We start from the raw sequence: 19,615 nt of genomic DNA, 5'->3' as shown, positions 1-19,615 counted from the left end.
GGAGGGGAATTGGAAGTGACAGACGTTCAGTCTATCCGTGTCAAAATTGACGGCACGGAGTATGTAGCACCAGAGGGGTCTAAGATTTTAGATATTTTAAACCAAAACGGAATTGAGATTCCGCAAATTTGCCATGTACCGGAAGTGGATCCGATTCAAACATGTGACACCTGTATTGTTGAAGTAAACGGGAAATTGCAGCGCTCTTGTTCCACGGCTGCAGAAAACGGGATGTCCATCTCGCTTACGTCGGGAAGGGTAAAAGAGGCTCAGACAGAGGCCATGGACCGCCTGCTCGAGAATCACCTGCTTTACTGTACGGTATGCGATAACAACAACGGCAATTGCACACTCCATAATACAGCGGAAATGATGGGAATTGAGCATCAGAAATATCCGTATACACCGAAAGATGATTCAAAGTGCGCGGTTGATATGTCTCACCCGTTTTACCGCTATGATCCGAACCAATGCATCGCCTGCGGCCAATGTGTGGAAGTGTGTCAAAACCTTCAGGTGAATGAGACCCTTTCAATTGATTGGGAGCGCGACCGCCCGCGGGTCATTTGGGATGAAGGCGTCGCCATTAATGAATCTTCCTGCGTCAGCTGCGGCCAGTGTGTCACTGTCTGTCCTTGTAACGCACTGATGGAAAAATCAATGATCGGCCAAGCCGGATTTATGACAGGAATAAAAGAAGATGTCATGGAACCGATGATTGATTTAGTGAAAAATGTTGAACCCGACTATACAAGCATCTTCGCCGTGTCTGAAGTGGAAGCGGCTATGCGCGATAAACGGACGAAAAAAACAAAAACAGTCTGCACGTTCTGCGGCGTCGGATGCTCTTTTGAAGTATGGACAAAAGGCCGTGACATCCTTAAAATTCAGCCTGTTTCCGATGCTCCGGTTAACGCGATTTCCACATGTGTGAAAGGGAAATTCGGCTGGGACTTCGTGAATTCGGAAGAACGGATTACAAAACCGCTTATCCGGAAAAACGGCGCATTTGTTGAAGCGTCATGGGAAGAAGCTCTTGATCTTGTCGCTTCAAGACTCGGTTCGATCAAGGCCGAACACGGAAATGGTTCTGTCGGTTTTATTTCTTCTTCTAAAATTACGAATGAAGACAACTACGTCATTCAAAAATTGGCACGTCAAGTATTTGAAACCAACAACGTGGATAACTGCTCACGCTACTGCCAGTCACCGGCAACGGACGGCTTATTCCGCACCGTCGGTATGGGCGGAGACGCCGGCACAATTAAAGATATCGCAAAAGCGGGCCTCGTGCTCATCGTCGGCGCCAATCCGGCGGAAGGACATCCGGTTCTGGCCACACGCGTGAAACGCGCCCATAAACTGCACGGCCAAAAACTGATTGTTGCCGATCTGCGCAGAAATGAAATGGCTGAACGGTCCGACCTCTTTATCAGCCCGAAACAAGGGACTGACCAGGTCTGGCTCATGGCAGTAACGAAATATATGATTGACCAAGGCTGGCACGATCAAGCGTTTATTGATGAAAATGTCAACTACTTTGATGATTATAAAGAAACGCTGGAAAAATACACATTGGAATATGCGGAGCGCATCACCGGACTTTCTCAGGATACGATCATCCGCATTGCCGAAATGATTCGTGATGCAGACGGCACTTGTGTTCTTTGGGGCATGGGCGTTACTCAAAATACAGGCGGCTCTGATACATCAGCGGCGATTTCCAACCTGCTGCTTGCCACAGGAAACTACCGCCGTCCGGGCGCCGGAGCCTATCCGCTGCGGGGACATAACAACGTTCAAGGCGCTTGCGATATGGGAACTCTTCCAGGCTGGCTTCCGGGGTATCAGCATATTACCGATGATGCGGCACGCGCTAAATTCGAAAAAGCTTACGGTGTTGAAATTGACGGCAAGCCGGGTCTTGATAATATCGAAATGCTCCATGCGATTGAAGAAGGAAACATGAAAGCCATGTATCTCGTCGGTGAAGATATGGCGCTCGTCGATTCAAACGCCAACCATGTTCATAACATTTTATCCAGCCTTGATTTCTTTGTTGTGCAGGATATTTTCCTTTCAAGAACGGCGCAATACGCGGATGTCATCCTGCCTGCGGTTCCATCTCTTGAAAAAGACGGAACATTTACAAACACAGAGCGGCGTGTGCAAAGATTGTATCAGGCGCTTCCGACACTCGGCGATGCAAAACCCGACTGGTGGATTATTCAGGAAGTCGCCAATCGTTTAGGCGCTGATTGGAATTACACGCATCCTAGCGACATTTTCTCAGAAATGGCGAGCCTTTCTCCGCTGTTCGGAAAAGCAAGCTACGACGTTCTTAGCGGCTGGAACAGCTTCTTGTGGGGAAGCTTTACGGGAGAAAGCACTCCGCTTCTTTATGAAGACGGCTTTAACTTCCCGGACAAAAAAGCCCGTTTTGCGCTGAGCGATTGGGTGGAGCCTGCCGTATTCCCTGAAGAATATGACCTGCATATTAACAACGGACGGATGCTTGAACATTTCCACGAAGGAAACATGACAAACAAGTCAAAAGGCATTCAGTCTAAAGTTCCGGATGTATTTGTTGAAGTATCGCCGGAGCTCGCGGCTGAACGCGGAATTTGCGACGGGACAATGATCCGGCTCGTCTCTCCTTTTGGGGCGGTTAAATTGAACGCGCTTGTGACAGACCGCGTCCGCGCAAATGAGCTTTATCTGCCGATGAACTCTACAGATAAAGATTCTGCGATTAATTTCCTGACCGGGCCTGCGTATGATTCACGGACACATACACCTGCCTATAAGCAGACAAAAGTCCGCATGGAAGTGCTCGGTTCCTGTGATACTCCGCCGCTTCCGAAAACGAATCCGCGGAACAAAAAACGTCATCCGCAAAACGGTGTGGAAGCTCAGCGAAAATGGAACCGTCCGGGCTATGTGCACTTAACTGATTAAGGAAAGGAGGAAACATTATGGCAAGCCCAATTACTGAAATTCAAAAAGAAACGAAAACAGAGGAACAGCTGAAAGCTGAAAAACTGGAAGAACTGAAGACGCTTCTCGCAGAAAATGAAGAAGCCGTCGCGAAAACGATGTCCATCATGGCAGAGCTGAATGGCTTGGGCATTTTTGATGCCGCCGGCTATATGCTCCAGGCAAAAGAGGAGATTGCCAAAATCGCACTCGGACAGATTTCCCGGGAACCTGTCACCAATCTCCTGAATACGATGATGGCCGCGGGAGGCGCGCTGTCAAAAGCTGATCCCGAATTTATGGGCAGACTTTTAGAAAGCGCCATGGCCGGGACGGATCAGGCGCAAAGATTTTTAAAAGAGGACAGGAAAGTCAGTATGTTTGAACTGATGAAAGCCGTCGGTGATCCTGATATTAACCGCGCGCTCGGCTTCGGGCTGCAGTTTTTAAAAGGAATGGGAAAAGAATTACGCGAAACCCCGTCTGAATAAGAAACGAAAAAGCCATTGTCAAAAGACAATGGCTTTTTTTTATTCTTCGGCCTCTTCCAGCCTCTTTTTATAAATAAGTGAACGGTCAACGCAGAAATAAGCGCCCGCTAAAAATACACAATCCGTTACAAACATCAGCATTTTCTGGCCCGCGGTCAGCCCTTGTCCGGGAAGAACCGCGCCGATATAAATGAAGGTGCTGACTGCAAGCAGAATAAATGCGTAATGCTTAAAATCTTCTATTAATGATTTCAGTCTTTTCTTCTCCATATAAGGTCACCTGCCAGTTTTATAGTCTACCAACATTATAATACAAGCTGACAGCCGACAGAGAATGTAAATCTATCCATTCTTTATAAAAGTGAATCAAGCGCCTGTTTCACATCCGCCGTTAAATCCTCAGTATCCTCAATACCGACCGAGATCCGCACGAGCCCGTCGGTAATGCCAAGCGCAAGCCGGCGGTCGCGCGGGATCGATGCGTGCGTCATTCTGGACGGCACGGAGATTAAGCTTTCAACCGCTCCTAAACTTTCCGCGATCGTAAACAGGTTCAATTTTTCTAAAAACGCGTCGACGCGTTCGCTGCTGCCGACATCAAAGGAAATCATTCCGCCGAAACCGGAGCTTTGCGCTTTTGTCAGCTCATGGCCCGGGTGTTTCGCTGATCCGGGATAGTAGAGCGTCTGAACGGCATCATGTGCTTCAAGCAGCCCGGCGATTTTTCCGGCGCTGTGATTGATGGCATCCATTCTGAGTCCCAGCGTTTTAATGCCTCTCATCAAAAGCCATGAATCCTGCGGTCCTAAAACGCCGCCCGTTGAGTTTTGCACATAATGAAGCTTTTCGCCCAGTTCTTTATCAGCCGTGACGACTAAGCCGCCGACGACATCGCTGTGGCCGCCGAGATATTTTGTCGCGCTGTGAAGCACGATGTCCGCGCCGAAGCTGAGCGGCTGTTGGAAATACGGCGTGTAAAACGTATTATCGACGATAAGCAATACACCCGCTTCTTTTGCGATGTCAGACATCAGTTTGAGGTCAGTCACTTTCAATAGCGGGTTTGTCGGTGTTTCGATATAAATGGCTTTCGTATTCGGGCGAATGGCCTTTTTGACTTTTTCTTCACTGCTCGTATCGACAAAGTCCGCTTCAATGCCGAAGCGGTTCAGCACGCCTGTCATCACCCGGTAAGTGCCGCCGTATACATCATCCGTCAAAATAACATGATCGCCGCTGTCAAACAGCATCATGACGGCAGTAATCGCAGCCATGCCTGAGCCGAACGCATATCCCGCCGCGCCGCCTTCAAGCTCCGCAATTAAGCTTTCAAGCGCCGTCCGCGTCGGATTGGCCGTTCTTGAATATTCATAACCCGTGTGCTCGCCCGCTTTCGGCTGCCGGTACGTGCTTACTTGATAAATCGGTACGGAAACCGCTCCTGTTTTTTCATCTCCCGTAATTCCTCCGTGCACCATCAGCGTTTTTTTCTTCATCTTACTGGCCTCCTTGAAAAATGTTTTTGCTTATATATCGATCGCTGCCGTCAGGGAAAATGGTGACGATATTTGATCCGGCGGGCGCTTTTTTCGCTTCTTCAAGCGCTGCATAAAGAGCCGCCCCTGAAGAGCTTCCGATTAAGAGGCCTTCTTTCTCGGCCGCTTCTCTGACAAGCGAAAACGCCGTATCGTCCTCCACCGTGTAAATGGCGTCAAAATGGTTCTCGTCCATATAATCCGGGATAAACTCCATGCCGATGCCTTCCGTTTTATGGGCATGCGGCTCTCCTCCGTTCAGGATCGAGCCTTCCGGTTCAACGATCACCGTTTTGACGGCAGGATTTTTCTCCTTTAAATAAGCTGCCGTACCGGCAAAGGTGCCGCCGGAACCCGCTCCTGCGACAAAAGCGTGGATATCCCCGCCGAGCGCGTTCCATATTTCAGGTCCGATCGTTTTGTAGTAAGTCAATGGATTTACTCGGTTTTTAAATTGCAGAACGGCATAAGAATTATTAATCTCTCTCTCCAGTTCAAGCGCTTTTCGGATGGCTCCCTGCATGCCTTCTTCTCTCGGCGTATGCACGATGTCCGCTCCGAGAGCTTTCATAATTTGCTGCTTTTCTCTGCTGAAATGCTCCGGGACGCAAAAAACGGCGCGAAGCTGATGCTTTCTGGCGCACAGAGCGAGTCCGATCCCGGTGTTTCCGGCAGTCGCCTCAATGATAACGCCGCCCGGTTTCACCTTTCCCGTGCGAAGCGCATCTTCAATGAGCATCCCGCCCAGCCTGTCTTTAATGCTTCCGCCCGGATTCATCATCTCAAGCTTAGCATAAACCGCTGTTCCCTCCGGTAGATCAAAATGCTTGAGACGGAGCAGCGGTGTATTTCCGATCAGTTCTGTAATATCTGTTATCACGTTCAATATATGTCCTCCTCCTGGAAAAGCGGAGGAGAACGAGAATCCCCCGCTTAGTGAATTCGTTTGATGACATTCAGGACAAGCTCAGTTGAATGAACGGCAGCCTGTTCTAAAAATTTATCAAATGAAACGTCAGATTCTTTTCCGGCAATATCAGATAAAGCTCTGATGACAACAAAAGGCGTTTTGAACTGGTGGCACACCTGTGCGACAGCCGCAGCTTCCATTTCAACCGCGTACAAATCCGCAAATTTGGCGCGTACGTCTTCAACCCGCTTCGGATCATTCATAAAAGAATCTCCCGTAGCGATTGTGCCTTTGGCGACTTGAATGCCGTTCAGTTCAGAAACCGCTTCCTCAGTAATACTGATCAGCTTTTCATCAGCTTTGTATGCTGCCGGAAGACCCGGCACCTGTCCGTATTCATAGTCAAACGCCGTCACATCTACGTCATGATGGCGGACATCTGTTGAGATGACGACGTCGCCTACATTCAATGTATGATGAAAACCGCCCGCTGAGCCTGTGTTAATCACATAATCAGGTTTGAAACGGTCAAGCAGAAGCGTCGTGCTGATCGCCGCGTTGACTTTCCCGATACCTGATTTCAGCAAGATGACTTCGACGCCTTCATAGCTGCCAGTTGTAAACTCACAGTGAGCGATCATCTCTTGTTTTGCGTCTTTCAGTTTGCTTCTTAAAATCGTAACTTCCTCTTCCATTGCTCCGATGACTGCCAGTTTCATTTATACACAATCCCTTCGATTTACCGTTTAATCGCCTCCATTATCCAGACAAAGTCATTTTGCTGCGTAAACCGCGCGGCAAATCCCTCTTCTGAAAAGATGTTTTTCATTGTCCCGAGTGTCGGATAATGTTCCGTCTTTAAATCGTCCGCTAATTGATGATAGCCGTTTCGGATTGCTTTTTTAATGGCTACATCATAAGCTTCATGATCTTTAAAGACTGTATCGGCAAACACTATTTTATCATGCTTCTGAAGGATTGCGCCATACTGCTTTACAGCCGTTCGCTTTTCTTCATCGGTTAAATGATGAAAGGCGTACGAGCTGACGATGGTATCTATTTGAAAAGGCGGAGCGGGAAACTCCAGAAAATCTCCGTCACTGAACACGGCTTTGTCAGAAAGCTTGTCAGCCGCCAGTTTTCTCATTGACGGAGACGGTTCTACACCAAACACCTTTTTGTTCGCGGCGGCTAATTTCGCCGTTAAATTCCCCGTTCCCGGTCCGAACTCTAAAACGTTTGAACCTGAAAGTGCGACAATGTTGTCAAGAATGCTGTCATATCCTTTAAAAACAGCGGCATATTGTTTGTCAGCCCCGTGCACTGTGGCGTCATAAGTCGCTGCCCAATCTTCAAATAAAGGAATAAATTCACGGCCCATATTTTTCACTCTCCATAATTTATAATTCCTATGAGTATAGTATGGATTAATCGTGGAACAGTTCCTATCCTATCACAAAAAAGAATGGAAGGGTACTAAAATACTTTGGGATTATTGCGCAATTACGGCAGAAAGGCTTATACTTTCATTGACTCAGAAGAAAAATCAGGAGGATCTGTACTGATGAATTTTCAATTGGATTTAATCAAAGATAAAGTAGAATTTTTCGAAGCGGTATCTTTGCAGGAGCTTGAAAAAAAAATAAACGTTCAGATTGAAAACAACCAGGCGATTATGCTTCGCGTCCGTTCCGTATCCCATCAGGTGACGGCCGTTGACGGCAGAATCCTTTACAGCGCGTCGGTGCATTTTTCAGCTGACGTATGACAGAAAAAAGCAGCTGAATAATCAGCTGCTTTTTTGCGGTTATTTTAAGGTTTCTACTTTTGTCGGCTTCCAGCCTTTTTTGTCTTTCCAAGTGATGGTGACCTGATATTTTTTGCCGTTCGTTTTGTCTAAAACTTTACCCTTCGCATCTTGCGGGCTTCCATTGTTTCCGAGCCACAGCACTGTCATATGATCTTTTGACACGCCTGTTGCGTAAGAGATGGCGTCAAGCATTTCGGACCAGTCTTCAGAGCTTGAGTCATACGTCGCCGTATGTTCTCCCGTCTGCTTTGTGCCGACCGCTTTCCATTTTGGGTTAACAATTGTTTTCTCGACATCGCTTGATGAGCCGCCCTCTGTTATTTTTGCGCCTTTAAAAGGATCGCTTGAATCAGAGTCTTTTTTGCTGCTGTCATCACTTTTCGATGAATCATCGTCTTTTTTGCTGTCAGAGTCTGAAGATGAATCAGATGTGTCCTTATCCTGTTTATCTTTTTTGTCATCGTCTGATGCCGTATCTTTTTTGCTGTCTTTTATGTCTTCATCGGATGTCTGCTTCGTCTTGCCTGATGCAGGTGTTTCCTGCTTCTGGCTCGTGTCCGCTTTTTCGCTCACGTCGCTCGACGGACTGTTGATGAAGAGGCTGACGGCAACGACGACAATAAGAATAGATACGATAGCAATTAAAATGTTAAGCACCATATTTGCTTTTCTGCGCTTATCACGGTTTTCAAAACGAGATTGTTTATTGCTCAATCATTCTGCACTCCTTTATCCCTCTTGCTCAGCATATATTTTAACATGGGCTGAGCGGTTGTTCTATGTCTGATTTATTTCATTTTCATGTACCTTTTTAACAATATCATAAAACACTGTATTTGTCAGAGCCTTATCCCCCGGCGTGTCCATGTGCAGCACCACCAGAGCGTATTTCGGCTTGTCCGCGGGAAAGTATCCCGCAAACCATTTGTGGTAAAGCGTCTGTTTTTCTTTTGTGAACATTCCCGTCTGGGCCGTTCCCGATTTGCCTGCTATCTCATACGGCAGGTCCTGAAACCTTCGGCCGGTTCCTTTCGGTGAGGTGACGACTTCTCTGAGAATTTTTTGAAGCTGCTGCGCCGTATATTTGTCGATGTTTTCCCCTTTTAACGGCTGATCTTTGAATGACGCCATCGTCGTTTTGTTTTTGTATTCAATTTTGTCCGCGATTTTGACTTGTTTTTTTTCACCGCCGCGCGCAATCGCCGCCATCATATTGGCGACTTCAAGAGGCGTGACTTTCACGTTTTTTTGCCCGATCGCCGTCTGTGCGACGGCTTTTTTTACGGTTTTGTCTTTGTCATCTCCCCAAATGACCCCGCTTTTTTCATTATACAGCTGCCTGAATCCGTCTTCCCGGTACAGCTTGCCTTCCCAGCCCGCCCGCTGTGTGAGACCGAGTTTTTCCGCCATGTTTTCAATAACGGAATCATCTTTTTTGATCAATTTTTCCGCAAGACTTGTAAACGTATAATTGCAGCTTTGGGCAAAGCTTTCTCCAAAACTGAGCGTGCCTTTGTCATCCCCCGGCTCTCCGTACAGGTTGAGATTGCAGTTAAAGGAAGTGCCCGGCTTCACTTCGTTTTGTTCTATTGCGGCCGCGGCGATCACCGTTTTAAATACTGATCCCGGATAAATCGGCGTCAGCATGTAATTTTGCAGTGTCTGCTGCTTTGACATGTCGGCGTCAGGCTTTGATACCATTCCGAGCACACTGCTTTTTTCAATGTCTAAAAGGACGGCTCCCCCCTTTTTTAACCCGCGGTCTTTCAATACATCTTCCATTGCTTTTTGAATATTGCGGTCGATGGAGGTTTTGACTTGCAGCGGATAAAACGCGTTTGCTTCAGCCGTATATTTGACGTCCATTCCGAATAAAGGGTTTCCCCTTCCGTCGACATGATACAAAAGTTTTGTGTCCTGATCCGCCAGTAAAAACTCATCAAACGTCCGCTCCATCCCGCTTGTCCCGATTTTTGCCGTGATCGGCAGTTCCTTCCTGCCGGGGTATTTCTTTTTCAAAAGCTCAGGGTCCTGGTTTGTCGCGCCCAACAGATGAGCGGCTATGTTTGTTTCTTTGCTGTCTTTCATATATACGCCGTAAATGCCGGGATATTTCAAAGAATTGATATTTGACACGGATTGTTTCGTCAAATGTTTTATTTTTCTGCTGTTCAGGATCACCGGTTTTTTCGCTTCCGTGAGCAGCTGCCTGAGCTCCCCCTGTTTCATTCCGAGAATGTCAGATACCCGGTCAACCGGCCAATCCTGCGTCACGAGAAAGGGAAACAGTATGACGGCAGGCTGCTTTTTTCCGGTCAGTTCTTTGCCGTTCCGATCAAGAAAAGAGCCGCGTCCGTCTGAAATAAGGACTTCTTCCGTCCGCTGCTTGACGCTTTCCTGAATCAGATTAATATTGGATTTTGAAAAAGATTCTGTGAAAAACAGCTGAATTTCAGCCAGCCTCGCAAGCAGAAAGAAAAACACGAGCAGAAAACAAATCACGGCCGCTTTCAGCCTTTTTGATACGATCATAAAAAAACACCTCATCCACATTTTGGACGAGGTGTTTCAATGTTAAACGGATCTTATGAAATTTTCACAATTTTCACGAGCATTTCTCCGCCCGGCGTCTGAACTGTCACTTCTTCGTCCACTTTTCTGCCGAGCAGGCTTTTGGCGATTGGCGAGTCGTTTGAAATTTTCCCTTCAAACGGATCAGCTTCAGCGCTTCCGACAATCGTGTAAGATTCTTCTTCACCGTCCGGCAATTCGATGAATGATACGGTTTTTCCCAAACCGACTACATTTGAACCGCCGTCGTCCTCGATGATTTTCGCATTGCGGATCATGTTTTCAAGCGTCGTGATGCGCCCTTCCACAAATGCCTGTTCTTCTTTTGCAGAATCATACTCAGAGTTCTCTGACAGATCTCCGAAGCTTCTTGCGATTTTAATGCGTTCTACTACTTCTTTACGTTTAACCGTTTTCAATTGCTCTAATTCTTGTTCAAGTTTTTGTTTTCCTTCGTGAGTCATCGGAAAAACTTTTTCTTGTGCCATGTTCCTTCACTCCTTGGTGGTTGTCCCTCAACAATAACGTGTGATTATGTATGAGAGCATAAACGAAAAAATCAAGAATGAGAACACAGGGCAGTCCTCGTTCTTCTCTCCCATATAGGTACTGTTTATCTTAAACTGAATGTGTGTTTTCTGCAAATGTTTCGGTTTATAAACAGGGAAAGAAGGGAACTGTCTCATTCCCTTCCAGCCTATACATAATATGGTCTGAGTTATTTATGTCTATGCTATGGTATTACAAAATTGCATTTTGTTCAAGGATCGTTTGAATCTTCGTGACCATCAGATCAATCGCGACGTGGTTTTGCCCGCCTTCCGGAATAATGATGTCCGCGTAGCGTTTCGTCGGTTCAACAAACTGATTGTGCATCGGTCTGACGACGGACACATACTGCTCAATGACAGAATCGATTGAACGGCCTCTTTCGTTAATATCTCTCATAATCCGTCTGATGATACGGAGATCCGCGTCCGTGTCGACATAAAGTTTCATATCCATGAGGTCGCGAAGTCTTTTATCTTCGAGAACGAGAATGCCTTCCAGAATAATGACATCCTTCGGCTCAACCGGAATGGTTTCCTCAGAACGCGTATGCAGTTTATAATCATAAATCGGCTTTTCTATCGGCCGGTAATTCAAAAGCTCTTGAATATGCTCGATTAAATAGTCATTATCAAATGCGAGCGGGTGATCATAGTTTGTGTTCAGCCTTTCTTCAAACGGAAGATGGCTTTGGTCTTTATAATAAAGGTCTTGCTGGATCATTAAAATCGAGTGTCCTTTAAACTGTTCATAGATGGAACGGGTGACGCTTGTTTTTCCTGATCCGGAACCTCCTGCGATGCCTATAACTACAGGACTCTTACCCATTGGTGATTACTTCCCCTTTCTCATCATGTTGCTCGGATAAATCTTTTTGTCTACTTTAAATGTAACGATTTGCAGGGGATGGCGGGCAGCATCAAGCTCGTTTCCGTCTTCGTCCCAAATAGTGCCGATTGTGAATGTGAAATTGTCGATTTCAGGACCGAAAAATTCCACTTCGTCACCTTGTTTAAAGAAATTGCGCTGCTGGAGCGTCACCATTTGAGTTTCCTCGTTATACGCGAGCACGAGACCGGCAAAATCAAATGTTGTTTTCTTTCCGTGTTCGCCGAACATCTGCTCTTCATACCCGGGCGTGCCTTCAAAGAAAGCAGGCGCGGTATCCCGGTTTGCACATTTGTCCAGCTCATCCAGCCATTCTTTTTGAATGACAAAGTTTTCAGGATCAGCGCAGTATGCGTCGATGACTTTGCGATACACGCTGACAACCGTCGCAACGTAATGAATCGATTTCATCCGGCCTTCAATTTTCAGGCTGTCGATGCCCATCTCGATCATTTGCGGAATGGATTCAATTAATTTTAAATCTTTCGGGCTCATCGCAAACGGAGCGTCTTCTTCGTCATAGAGCGCGACCGCGTTTGCACCGTCTGTCTGATACAGGTCATAATCCCAGCGGCAGGACTGACAGCAGCCGCCGCGGTTGGAATCCCGGGCCGTCATGTGATTGCTCAGCACGCATCGGCCTGAATAAGCGATACACATGGCGCCGTGGATAAAGGTTTCAATTTCAATATCCACCTTTTCCTTCATTTCTTTAATTTCCAGTCCGCTCGTTTCACGGGCAAGCACCACGCGGTCAAGCCCTTCTTCTTTCCAGAACTGCACCGCTTTCCAGTTGGAAAGGGACTGCTGTGTGCTGAGGTGAATTTCTACGTCCGGGGCCACTCTCCGGCATGTTTCAATAATCAGCGGATCAGCGACGATAATTCCGGCAACTTTTGCGTCTCCCAACGCTTTTAAGTATTCTTCCAGACCGTCCATATTTTCATTATGGGCGAAAATGTTTGTTGTCACATATATTTTTGCCCCGTATTTTTTGGCAAATTCTACGCCCTCTGCAATTTCTTCTATTGAGAAGTTATCCGCATTTGAGCGGAGTCCGTATTCCTGTCCTCCGATAAAAACCGCGTCCGCTCCGTAATGAACGGCAATTTTTAATTTTTCAAGGTTTCCTGCCGGAGCAAGGAGTTCAGGTTTTTTCGTAATGACGCGTTTTCCGTTTACGACTTTGGAAATGGTTTGATTTACGGCTGTCATCCGTTGCACCCTCCTTTTTAATAGACCGTTTCTTTAAAGAAGAATCCTGTGTCGATGCTTCTGTTCACAGGCTGAATGCTTTCAATCCGCTCTATCCAGCTCTCTTTTTTCTCTTCGTATGTCTCTCGGCTTTCGAAGCACAAATCGATTGCTTCTCTGTACATGCGGGTCACTTCAGTTAAGTATTCAGGAGACTTCAAAACTCCGTCGATTTTGAAAGAATCGATGCCGGCGTCCATCAGGTCCTCTAATTCATCAATCATGCACACATCGTTCGGGCTCATGATGTGCGTGCCGTTTTCATCTTCAAAAATCGGGTATTTATTGCCCCGTTCCTTGTCATGCAGAAACATCCCCGCTTCTTTTTTCTTCTGTTCGATGTCCATGACTTTACCTTGGTATTCGAAGTAATGGCCCACTAAAGAACGCTTCGATTGGAACATGCACGTCATGCCGTGGATTTGAATTTCAATTTCCACTTCGGCGTTTTCTTTTATGTCAATGATGCTGTCCATATTTAATTCCTTAGCCAGCACTGCCCGCCGTGCGCCTTTGCGTCCCCAGTAATTGCAGGAATAGTAGTTGGTTCCCGTTGTTTCCGTGCTCCAATGCAGTTTAAGCTCGGGAGCCGCTTCACGCGCCGCCATTAAAACGGCCGGGTCACCGAAAACAGCCGCATCAACGCCGGCCTCCTGCAAAAAGGCAAGATAGCCGTTCAGCTCGTCCACTTTTTCGTTGTGAAAAATAGCATTGACGGCGGCGTACACTTTCGCGCCTTCCTGATGAGCTGTCTTTACGGCTTCTTTTATATCTTCTCTTGAAAATTCACCGGCCAGTCTCAGGCCGTATCTCTGTTCTCCGACCAACAGGGCCGTTGCGCCCGCTTGAATGAGCGGAAGAATATCCTGTACAGAAGTCGGAGTCACCAAAAGTTCAGGTTTTTTCATGATCCTTCACCTCTTCTTTTTACTGATGGCGATGCCGTCTCCGACCGGCAGTATGACCGTTTGATAGTCAGGCCGGTCCATCAGCCATTGGTTATATTGATCAATTTTTTCAACAAGCTTCCGTCTTCTTTTCGGCTCAATGTCCGAGTGATTTTGTGCCACCAGCCCTTTAAACAGAACATTGTCCGTAAAAATGACTCCATCCGGCGCAAGCATCGGTTCATAGAGCTCAAAAAAGTTCGTGTACTGGCCTTTGGCCGCGTCGATAAAAATGGCATCATAAGGAGCCGTGACACGGACAGACTCAGAAAGATCCAGCGCATCCCCGTGCATTACGTGAATCCGGTTTTCCATTTCAAAGTCTTTTATATTGTTCACAGCTTCTTCATAGCGTTTGTCGTCCCGTTCAATCGTGTAAATATTCGCATCCGGAAGCTCAAGCGCCATCCGTATGGCGGAATATCCGATTGCCGCGCCGATTTCCAAAATGTTTTTCGCCTGTTGAATCGACAGCATTTGAAGCAGCACTTCAATGCCCGCTTCTTCCATAATCGGAACATGGTGCTCTTTTGCATAGGCTTCAAGCTTTTTCACTTTATCAGGCCGAGGCTTCAGCATCGCGTTTATATACTCGTTTATTTGTTCATACCGATCATTCACGGCAAACAGCCTCCGTTCTAAAAAGGAGTGCCCCTGACGAATCCGCGGGGACACTCTCTTAAGACACTTCTTTATCCATAAGTAAACAACCCGATATATTTTATCATAAAACCTTTCAGAATGGAATAAAAGGAGAGCTTTTGCCCTCCTTTTATTCGCTGTCTTTTTTGGAAATATACTTTTCCTTCGCTTTATTATGGTCTTTTAATGTTTTGGTGAAAACGACCTCGCCGTTTGATTTTGCAAGGAAATAGAGATAATCCGTTTTGTCAGGGCGGAGAGCCGCTTCCCATGATGAATCACCGGCATTTGCAATCGGTCCCGGCGGCAGCCCCTTATGTTTATACGTATTAAACGGAGAATCAATTTTCAGGTCTTTGTAGTAGACCCGGCTTTTATGCTTACCGGCCGCATATAATACCGTCGGGTCAGTCTGCAGCGGCATTTTTTCTTCGAGCCTGTTGTAAAAAACGCTGGCGATTTTGTGACGGTCGGCTTTGGCGGTGGCTTCTTCTTCAATAAGCGATGCCATCGTCAGCGCGTTATGAACGGAAAGTTTCTTTTTTTCCAGTTCAGATTTATACGTTTCGATACGGGTGTTTGTTTCCTGAACCATTGCCGTCAAAATCGTGTCAAGCGATGCATCCGGATCATTAAACGGATATGTGGCCGGATACAGATAGCCTTCGAGCGGATGCTTGAGCTTCTTGTTTGAAAGTGCGTCCGTTATCGTATCAGGAAACTGTTTCTTCAGTTTGCCGATGAATGTTTTGTCATCCAGTTTCGCCATGATCTCTTCTTTTGAATATGATGTTTCTTTTGCGATCGCATCCGCAATCTGTGTAAGCTGTTTTCCTTCAGGAACGGAGATCTGAAAGGCATATCCCGTTGATCCCGCGGTCAGTTTTTTGATAATCGCATCCGCATCCATTCCTTTATTCAGGTGGTAAAATCCCGCCTGAAACCCGGAAGCGCCTTTATACTTCACATACAGCTGAAATGCTTTTTTGCTCTTGATGACATGCTGATCCTCAAGAATTTCAGCGATTGCCGAAACGGAAGAACCGCTCGGAATATTAATATTGACTGCCGTTTTGCTGCCTTTGTCAACCGGAGACAGCAGAGATTTTCCATAGAAAAAAGCACCGCAAATGATGATAAGCAGAGCGATCACGGAGGACAGTATTATCGTCGTTTTTTTGTTTTTACGCGGAAATGAATGTTTAGTCTGATTGATATTCATACAAGTATTTTCCTCCCAACAGCTCTTATACTACATGATTCATGTGCATTCGGCAATTTATTACAAAAAAAAGCCGAAGCGCATATGCGCTCCGGCTTTTTCCGTTCATTTTATTCTTCGTCTTCTTCCGCTAAAAACGTGTTCAGCGTTTCTTCGATCATTTCCCACTCTTCATCGGTTTCAATCGGCATCAGTTCGCCGTCTTCACCGTTTTCGTTCGGTTCGAAGCTTGAAGCGTGAATTTCGATTTCATCATCGTCTTGAGCATCAATCGGATAATAAAGTACGTAAGATTTGTTGAATGTGTCGTTTTCAAATGTGAACAGCACTTCGCAAAGCTGTTCGTTGCCTTGATCATCGACAATTGTAATGTGTTTTTCGCCGTGTTCCATTTTTTTCACCTCTTAGTTTAAACTGTCCAGATATCCTTGAAGGATCATGACAGCCGCCATTTTATCAATGACTTTTTTTCGTTTTTGCCTGCTGACGTCAGCCGCGATCAGCATTTTTTCAGCCGCCATCGTCGTCAGACGCTCGTCCCACAGCACAACAGGGACATTGTACGCTGTTTCAAGCAGTTTCGCAAATGTTTGGCTGGCTTCGCCTCTCGGACCGATCGTCCCGTTCATGTTTTTCGGAAAACCGAGCACGATCTTCTCTACATTATAGTCTTTCATCAGCTCGGATAAACGGTCCAGACCGTAATCTCCTTCAGCCTCGTTTATTTTTATCGTCTCAATGCCTTGAGCGGTCCAGCCCATTTCATCGCTTAAAGCTACGCCGAGTGTTTTCGTTCCAAGATCAAGTCCCAATATTCTCATGAATGTATTTACGCCTCTTTATGCTGTTCTAGATAGGATTTTACCAATTCCTCGATTAATTCGTCACGTTCCAGTTTGCGAATTAAGTTCCGGGCGTCGCGATGCCTAGGAATGTATGCAGGATCTCCAGACAGCAAGTATCCGACAATCTGGTTGATAGGATTGTACCCCTTTTCCTGAAGCGCATCATATACCGTAATCAGCACTTCTTCGACGTTTGTTTCAGCAGAATCATCGGAGAAATTAAATTTCATCGTTTTATCAAACGAGCTCACCGTTTTGCACCTCTTTCCCAAATTCGCAGGCAAAGTTCAGCCTGAGGTCCTCATCTTATCATCATTCTACACTAGTTGAAAGGATTATAAAACGGATTTTATCCAATCTTCCGCAGATGCGAGCGCCTCTTCCAATTTTTCAGGCTGCTTTCCGCCGGCCTGCGCCATGTCCGGACGGCCTCCGCCTCCGCCTCCGCAGACTTCAGCCGCTTGTTTGACCATTTTGCCGGCATGAAGACCTTTTTCGATCAGGTCTTTCGTCACGCCTGCTGAAAGGTTGACTTTCTCATTTTGCACGGCGCCGAGAATGATGACCGCAGAACCGAGCTTCGCTTTCAGATCATCCACCATAGTGCGAAGGTGGTTCATGTCTTTCGCATTTACTTTTTCAGCCAGCACTTTTACGCCGCCGATGTCTTTTACTTTAGACAGAATGGCTCCGGCTTCCACATTGCCGAGTTTGCTGAGCAATGATTCATTTTCTCTTTGCGCTTCCTTCAGCTCCGCTTGAAGAGACTGAATTCGCTTCGGTACGTCTTTTACGTTTGATTTCAGCTCGTCCGCAGCGTGCTGCAGAAGGCTGAGCTGGCTGTTCATTTCCTGATAAGCGCCTTTTCCTGTTACGGCTTCAATTCTTCGCGTCCCTGCGCCGATCCCTGATTCGGATACGATTTTAAACAGGCCGATTTCAGCCGTATTCGTGACATGGCATCCGCCGCAAAGCTCAAGGCTGTAATCTCCGACTTGTACGACGCGGACAATATCGCCGTATTTCTCGCCGAACAGGGCCATCGCGCCCATTTCTTTCGCTTCATTGATCGGTTTCAAATCAATCGCTACCGGAATGCTCTCCCAGATTTTTTCGTTGACGATTCCTTCAATGCGTTCAAGTTCTTCTTTCGTCACTTGACCGAAATGAGAGAAGTCAAAACGCAGGCGATTTTCGGTAACGAGTGAACCCGCTTGGTTGACATGTGTGCCGAGAACGTCTTTCAGCGCCTGGTGCAGGAGGTGGGTTGCCGTATGGTTTTTCACCACGCCGCTTCTCATTTGATCTTCAACTTCAGCCGTCACGCTTGCGCCTTTTTGAATCGTGCCGCTAGCCACCGTGCCTTCGTGTACATGCTGACCGTTCGGAGCTTTTTTCACGTCTTTAATGGTTACGACAGCCTGCTCGCTTCTCAGCACTCCTCTGTCACCGATCTGTCCGCCGCTTTCAGCATAGAAAGGCGTTTTGTCAAGAAGGATTTGGACGGTATCCCCTTCATGCGCCTCGCTGATTAATTGCCCGTCATGAAGAAGCTCGATCACCTTCGCTTCAGCTTTTACGGCACTGTAGCCGACAAATGTGCTTTCTGCGGTAATGTCGCGCAATGCGCCGCCCTGAACCTGCATGCTTCCTACATCTTGGCGCGCATTTCTCGCCCGTTCACGCTGTTTTTCCATTTCGGCTTCAAAGCCTTTATGGTCAACCGTCATTTGCTCATCTTCCGCGTATTCCTCCGTCAATTCAACCGGGAATCCGTACGTATCGTACAGTTTGAATACGTCTTTTCCGGAGATGATGCCGCTGCCTTTTTCCTTCTCTTTCTTTATCACGTCGGATAAAATGGCCAGACCTTCGTTTAATGTTTCGTGGAAGCGCTCTTCCTCCGTTTTGATGACTTTGGCGATAAACTCTTGCTTTTCTTTCACCTCCGGATAGAAAGCGTCCATAATTCCTGCAACAGTCGGTACTAGTTCGTACATAAACGGACGGCTGATACCGATGGTTTTCGCGTATCGCACTGCCCGGCGCAAGAGGCGTCTCAGTACATACCCGCGCCCTTCATTTGACGGCAGAGCTCCGTCGCTTACCGCAAATGCGACCGTTCTGATATGATCGGCGATCACTTTAAAGGCCGTATCCTTCACTGCATCCTTTCCGTAAGCATCTCCGGAAATGCGCTCTGTTGCTTCAATAATCGGCATAAACAAATCAGTGTCAAAGTTTGTCGGGACATCCTGAATCACGGAGACCATCCGTTCAAGCCCCATGCCCGTATCAATGTTTTTCTTCGGAAGCGGTGTGTACGTGCCGTCCGGGTTGTGGTTGAACTCTGAGAATACCAGGTTCCATACTTCAAGATAGCGATCATTTTCGCCGCCCGGATACAATTCAGAATCTGACGGGTCATTGCCGTATTTCTCGCCGCGGTCATAGAAAATTTCCGTATTCGGTCCGCTCGGGCCTTCGCCGATATCCCAGAAGTTCCCTTCCAGACGGATGATTCTTTCTTCCGGAACGCCGATTTTTTCCGCCCATAGCGTATAAGCTTCTTCATCCTCAGGGTGAACCGTTACAGACAGCAGCTCCGGATCAAAGCCGATCCACTTTTCGCTCGTTAAAAACTCCCATGCCCACGTGATCGCTTCTTCTTTAAAATAATCACCGATGGAAAAGTTTCCGAGCATCTCAAAGAACGTGTGGTGGCGCGCCGTTTTCCCCACATTTTCAATATCATTTGTTCGAATTGATTTTTGCGCGTTTACAATTCTCGGATTCTCCGGCACAACGCGGCCGTCAAAGTATTTTTTCAGCGTCGCAACGCCGCTGTTGATCCATAATAAAGACGGATCTTCATGCGGAACCAATGAGGCGCTCGGTTCAACGGCATGGCCTTTTTCTTTAAAGAAATCTAAAAACATTTGACGCACTTCAGCAGAAGTTAAGTGTTTCATCTA

Annotated in this window: 20 protein-coding genes; 3 read left to right on the top strand and 17 right to left on the bottom strand. The window is 46.8% G+C overall.

The window, feature by feature from the left end:
- Positions 1-15: 15 nt before the first annotated feature.
- Together fdhF and BGM27_RS06445 are read left to right on the top strand one after the other, a co-directional pair.
- Positions 16-2,958: a formate dehydrogenase subunit alpha gene (fdhF, locus tag BGM27_RS06450; RefSeq protein WP_096335159.1), complete on the top strand. Its 2,943-nt coding sequence runs from the start codon at positions 16-18 to the stop codon at positions 2,956-2,958.
- A 17-nt stretch (positions 2,959-2,975) separates the two neighbouring features.
- Positions 2,976-3,467, top strand: coding sequence for a helical membrane plugin domain-containing protein (locus BGM27_RS06445; RefSeq protein WP_003152780.1), 492 nt, complete (start codon positions 2,976-2,978; stop codon positions 3,465-3,467).
- A 39-nt stretch (positions 3,468-3,506) separates the two neighbouring features.
- Here the strand turns inward: BGM27_RS06445 and BGM27_RS06440 are convergent, their stop codons facing one another.
- The 5 genes from BGM27_RS06440 to BGM27_RS06420 form a co-directional block, all read right to left on the bottom strand.
- A complete protein-coding gene (locus tag BGM27_RS06440) occupies positions 3,507-3,737 on the bottom strand; it encodes a YrhC family protein (RefSeq protein ID WP_007408222.1) in 231 nt (76 codons plus the stop codon).
- Positions 3,738-3,820: 83 nt separating this feature from the next.
- Positions 3,821-4,963 (bottom strand): bifunctional cystathionine gamma-lyase/homocysteine desulfhydrase, encoded by a 1,143-nt coding sequence (locus BGM27_RS06435; RefSeq protein WP_007408221.1) that lies wholly within the window; start codon positions 4,961-4,963, stop codon positions 3,821-3,823.
- 1 nt (position 4,964) lies between these two features.
- Positions 4,965-5,888, bottom strand: coding sequence for an O-acetylserine dependent cystathionine beta-synthase (locus tag BGM27_RS06430; RefSeq protein ID WP_007408220.1), 924 nt, complete (start codon positions 5,886-5,888; stop codon positions 4,965-4,967).
- A 47-nt stretch (positions 5,889-5,935) separates the two neighbouring features.
- Positions 5,936-6,631 carry a 5'-methylthioadenosine/S-adenosylhomocysteine nucleosidase gene (gene mtnN / locus BGM27_RS06425; RefSeq protein ID WP_003152774.1) on the bottom strand — a complete coding sequence of 232 codons (696 nt, stop codon included), beginning with the start codon at positions 6,629-6,631 and terminating at the stop codon, positions 5,936-5,938.
- Positions 6,632-6,651: 20 nt separating this feature from the next.
- Positions 6,652-7,293, bottom strand: a complete 642-nt coding sequence (locus tag BGM27_RS06420) for a class I SAM-dependent methyltransferase (RefSeq protein ID WP_007408219.1) — start codon at positions 7,291-7,293, stop codon at positions 6,652-6,654.
- A 183-nt stretch (positions 7,294-7,476) separates the two neighbouring features.
- Here BGM27_RS06420 and BGM27_RS06415 point away from each other — a divergent pair, with 183 nt between their 5' ends.
- Positions 7,477-7,680, top strand: coding sequence for a YrzA family protein (locus BGM27_RS06415; RefSeq protein ID WP_007408218.1), 204 nt, complete (start codon positions 7,477-7,479; stop codon positions 7,678-7,680).
- A gap of 39 nt (positions 7,681-7,719) precedes the next feature.
- Here the strand turns inward: BGM27_RS06415 and BGM27_RS06410 are convergent, their stop codons facing one another.
- The 12 genes from BGM27_RS06410 to alaS form a co-directional block, all read right to left on the bottom strand.
- Positions 7,720-8,436: a YrrS family protein gene (locus BGM27_RS06410; protein ID WP_007408217.1), complete on the bottom strand. Its 717-nt coding sequence runs from the start codon at positions 8,434-8,436 to the stop codon at positions 7,720-7,722.
- Between the two features lie 63 nt (positions 8,437-8,499).
- Positions 8,500-10,254 carry a peptidoglycan D,D-transpeptidase FtsI family protein gene (locus tag BGM27_RS06405; RefSeq protein WP_020954249.1) on the bottom strand — a complete coding sequence of 585 codons (1,755 nt, stop codon included), beginning with the start codon at positions 10,252-10,254 and terminating at the stop codon, positions 8,500-8,502.
- A gap of 53 nt (positions 10,255-10,307) precedes the next feature.
- A complete protein-coding gene (gene greA / locus BGM27_RS06400) occupies positions 10,308-10,781 on the bottom strand; it encodes a transcription elongation factor GreA (protein WP_003152766.1) in 474 nt (157 codons plus the stop codon).
- Between the two features lie 253 nt (positions 10,782-11,034).
- Positions 11,035-11,670: a uridine kinase gene (udk, locus tag BGM27_RS06395; RefSeq protein ID WP_003152763.1), complete on the bottom strand. Its 636-nt coding sequence runs from the start codon at positions 11,668-11,670 to the stop codon at positions 11,035-11,037.
- Between the two features lie 6 nt (positions 11,671-11,676).
- The gene (locus tag BGM27_RS06390; protein WP_003152759.1) at positions 11,677-12,945 is read right to left on the bottom strand and encodes a peptidase U32 family protein; all 1,269 of its coding nucleotides are present in this window, start codon (positions 12,943-12,945) and stop codon (positions 11,677-11,679) included.
- Between the two features lie 17 nt (positions 12,946-12,962).
- On the bottom strand, positions 12,963-13,892 hold the full coding sequence (locus BGM27_RS06385; protein ID WP_007408214.1) for a peptidase U32 family protein: 930 nt from the start codon (positions 13,890-13,892) through the stop codon (positions 12,963-12,965).
- A 6-nt stretch (positions 13,893-13,898) separates the two neighbouring features.
- Positions 13,899-14,552 carry an O-methyltransferase gene (locus BGM27_RS06380; protein ID WP_007408213.1) on the bottom strand — a complete coding sequence of 218 codons (654 nt, stop codon included), beginning with the start codon at positions 14,550-14,552 and terminating at the stop codon, positions 13,899-13,901.
- A gap of 151 nt (positions 14,553-14,703) precedes the next feature.
- Positions 14,704-15,795 (bottom strand): endolytic transglycosylase MltG, encoded by a 1,092-nt coding sequence (gene mltG / locus BGM27_RS06375; RefSeq protein ID WP_007408212.1) that lies wholly within the window; start codon positions 15,793-15,795, stop codon positions 14,704-14,706.
- A 110-nt stretch (positions 15,796-15,905) separates the two neighbouring features.
- On the bottom strand, positions 15,906-16,187 hold the full coding sequence (locus BGM27_RS06370; protein ID WP_003152751.1) for a DUF1292 domain-containing protein: 282 nt from the start codon (positions 16,185-16,187) through the stop codon (positions 15,906-15,908).
- A gap of 12 nt (positions 16,188-16,199) precedes the next feature.
- The gene (gene ruvX / locus BGM27_RS06365; RefSeq protein ID WP_003152750.1) at positions 16,200-16,616 is read right to left on the bottom strand and encodes a Holliday junction resolvase RuvX; all 417 of its coding nucleotides are present in this window, start codon (positions 16,614-16,616) and stop codon (positions 16,200-16,202) included.
- A gap of 8 nt (positions 16,617-16,624) precedes the next feature.
- On the bottom strand, positions 16,625-16,891 hold the full coding sequence (locus tag BGM27_RS06360; protein WP_003152749.1) for an IreB family regulatory phosphoprotein: 267 nt from the start codon (positions 16,889-16,891) through the stop codon (positions 16,625-16,627).
- Between the two features lie 84 nt (positions 16,892-16,975).
- Positions 16,976-19,612: an alanine--tRNA ligase gene (gene alaS, locus BGM27_RS06355; protein ID WP_007408211.1), complete on the bottom strand. Its 2,637-nt coding sequence runs from the start codon at positions 19,610-19,612 to the stop codon at positions 16,976-16,978.
- Positions 19,613-19,615 lie beyond the last annotated feature (3 nt).

This window comes from Bacillus sp. FJAT-27001 (assembly GCF_019039175.1).
GTDB classification, from domain to species: domain Bacteria; phylum Bacillota; class Bacilli; order Bacillales; family Bacillaceae; genus Bacillus; species Bacillus velezensis.
Note: the sequence above shows the minus strand (reverse complement) of the source record. Positions and strands in the feature narration are given on the sequence as shown.

Bases quoted from the DNA above. Each gene is read 5' to 3' on its own strand.
- BGM27_RS06445 (WP_003152780.1), top strand. From the start codon at position 2,976: ATGGCAAGCCCAATTACTGAAATTCAAAAAGAAACGAAAACAGAGGAA.
- BGM27_RS06440 (WP_007408222.1), bottom strand. From the start codon at position 3,737: ATGGAGAAGAAAAGACTGAAATCATTAATAGAAGATTTTAAGCATTAC.
- BGM27_RS06435 (WP_007408221.1), bottom strand. From the start codon at position 4,963: ATGAAGAAAAAAACGCTGATGGTGCACGGAGGAATTACGGGAGATGAA.
- mtnN (WP_003152774.1), bottom strand. From the start codon at position 6,631: ATGAAACTGGCAGTCATCGGAGCAATGGAAGAGGAAGTTACGATTTTA.
- BGM27_RS06420 (WP_007408219.1), bottom strand. From the start codon at position 7,293: ATGGGCCGTGAATTTATTCCTTTATTTGAAGATTGGGCAGCGACTTAT.
- BGM27_RS06415 (WP_007408218.1), top strand. From the start codon at position 7,477: ATGAATTTTCAATTGGATTTAATCAAAGATAAAGTAGAATTTTTCGAA.
- BGM27_RS06405 (WP_020954249.1), bottom strand. From the start codon at position 10,254: ATGATCGTATCAAAAAGGCTGAAAGCGGCCGTGATTTGTTTTCTGCTC.
- greA (WP_003152766.1), bottom strand. From the start codon at position 10,781: ATGGCACAAGAAAAAGTTTTTCCGATGACTCACGAAGGAAAACAAAAA.
- udk (WP_003152763.1), bottom strand. From the start codon at position 11,670: ATGGGTAAGAGTCCTGTAGTTATAGGCATCGCAGGAGGTTCCGGATCA.
- BGM27_RS06390 (WP_003152759.1), bottom strand. From the start codon at position 12,945: ATGACAGCCGTAAATCAAACCATTTCCAAAGTCGTAAACGGAAAACGC.
- BGM27_RS06385 (WP_007408214.1), bottom strand. From the start codon at position 13,892: ATGAAAAAACCTGAACTTTTGGTGACTCCGACTTCTGTACAGGATATT.
- mltG (WP_007408212.1), bottom strand. From the start codon at position 15,795: ATGAATATCAATCAGACTAAACATTCATTTCCGCGTAAAAACAAAAAA.
- BGM27_RS06370 (WP_003152751.1), bottom strand. From the start codon at position 16,187: ATGGAACACGGCGAAAAACACATTACAATTGTCGATGATCAAGGCAAC.
- ruvX (WP_003152750.1), bottom strand. From the start codon at position 16,616: ATGAGAATATTGGGACTTGATCTTGGAACGAAAACACTCGGCGTAGCT.
- alaS (WP_007408211.1), bottom strand. From the start codon at position 19,612: ATGAAACACTTAACTTCTGCTGAAGTGCGTCAAATGTTTTTAGATTTC.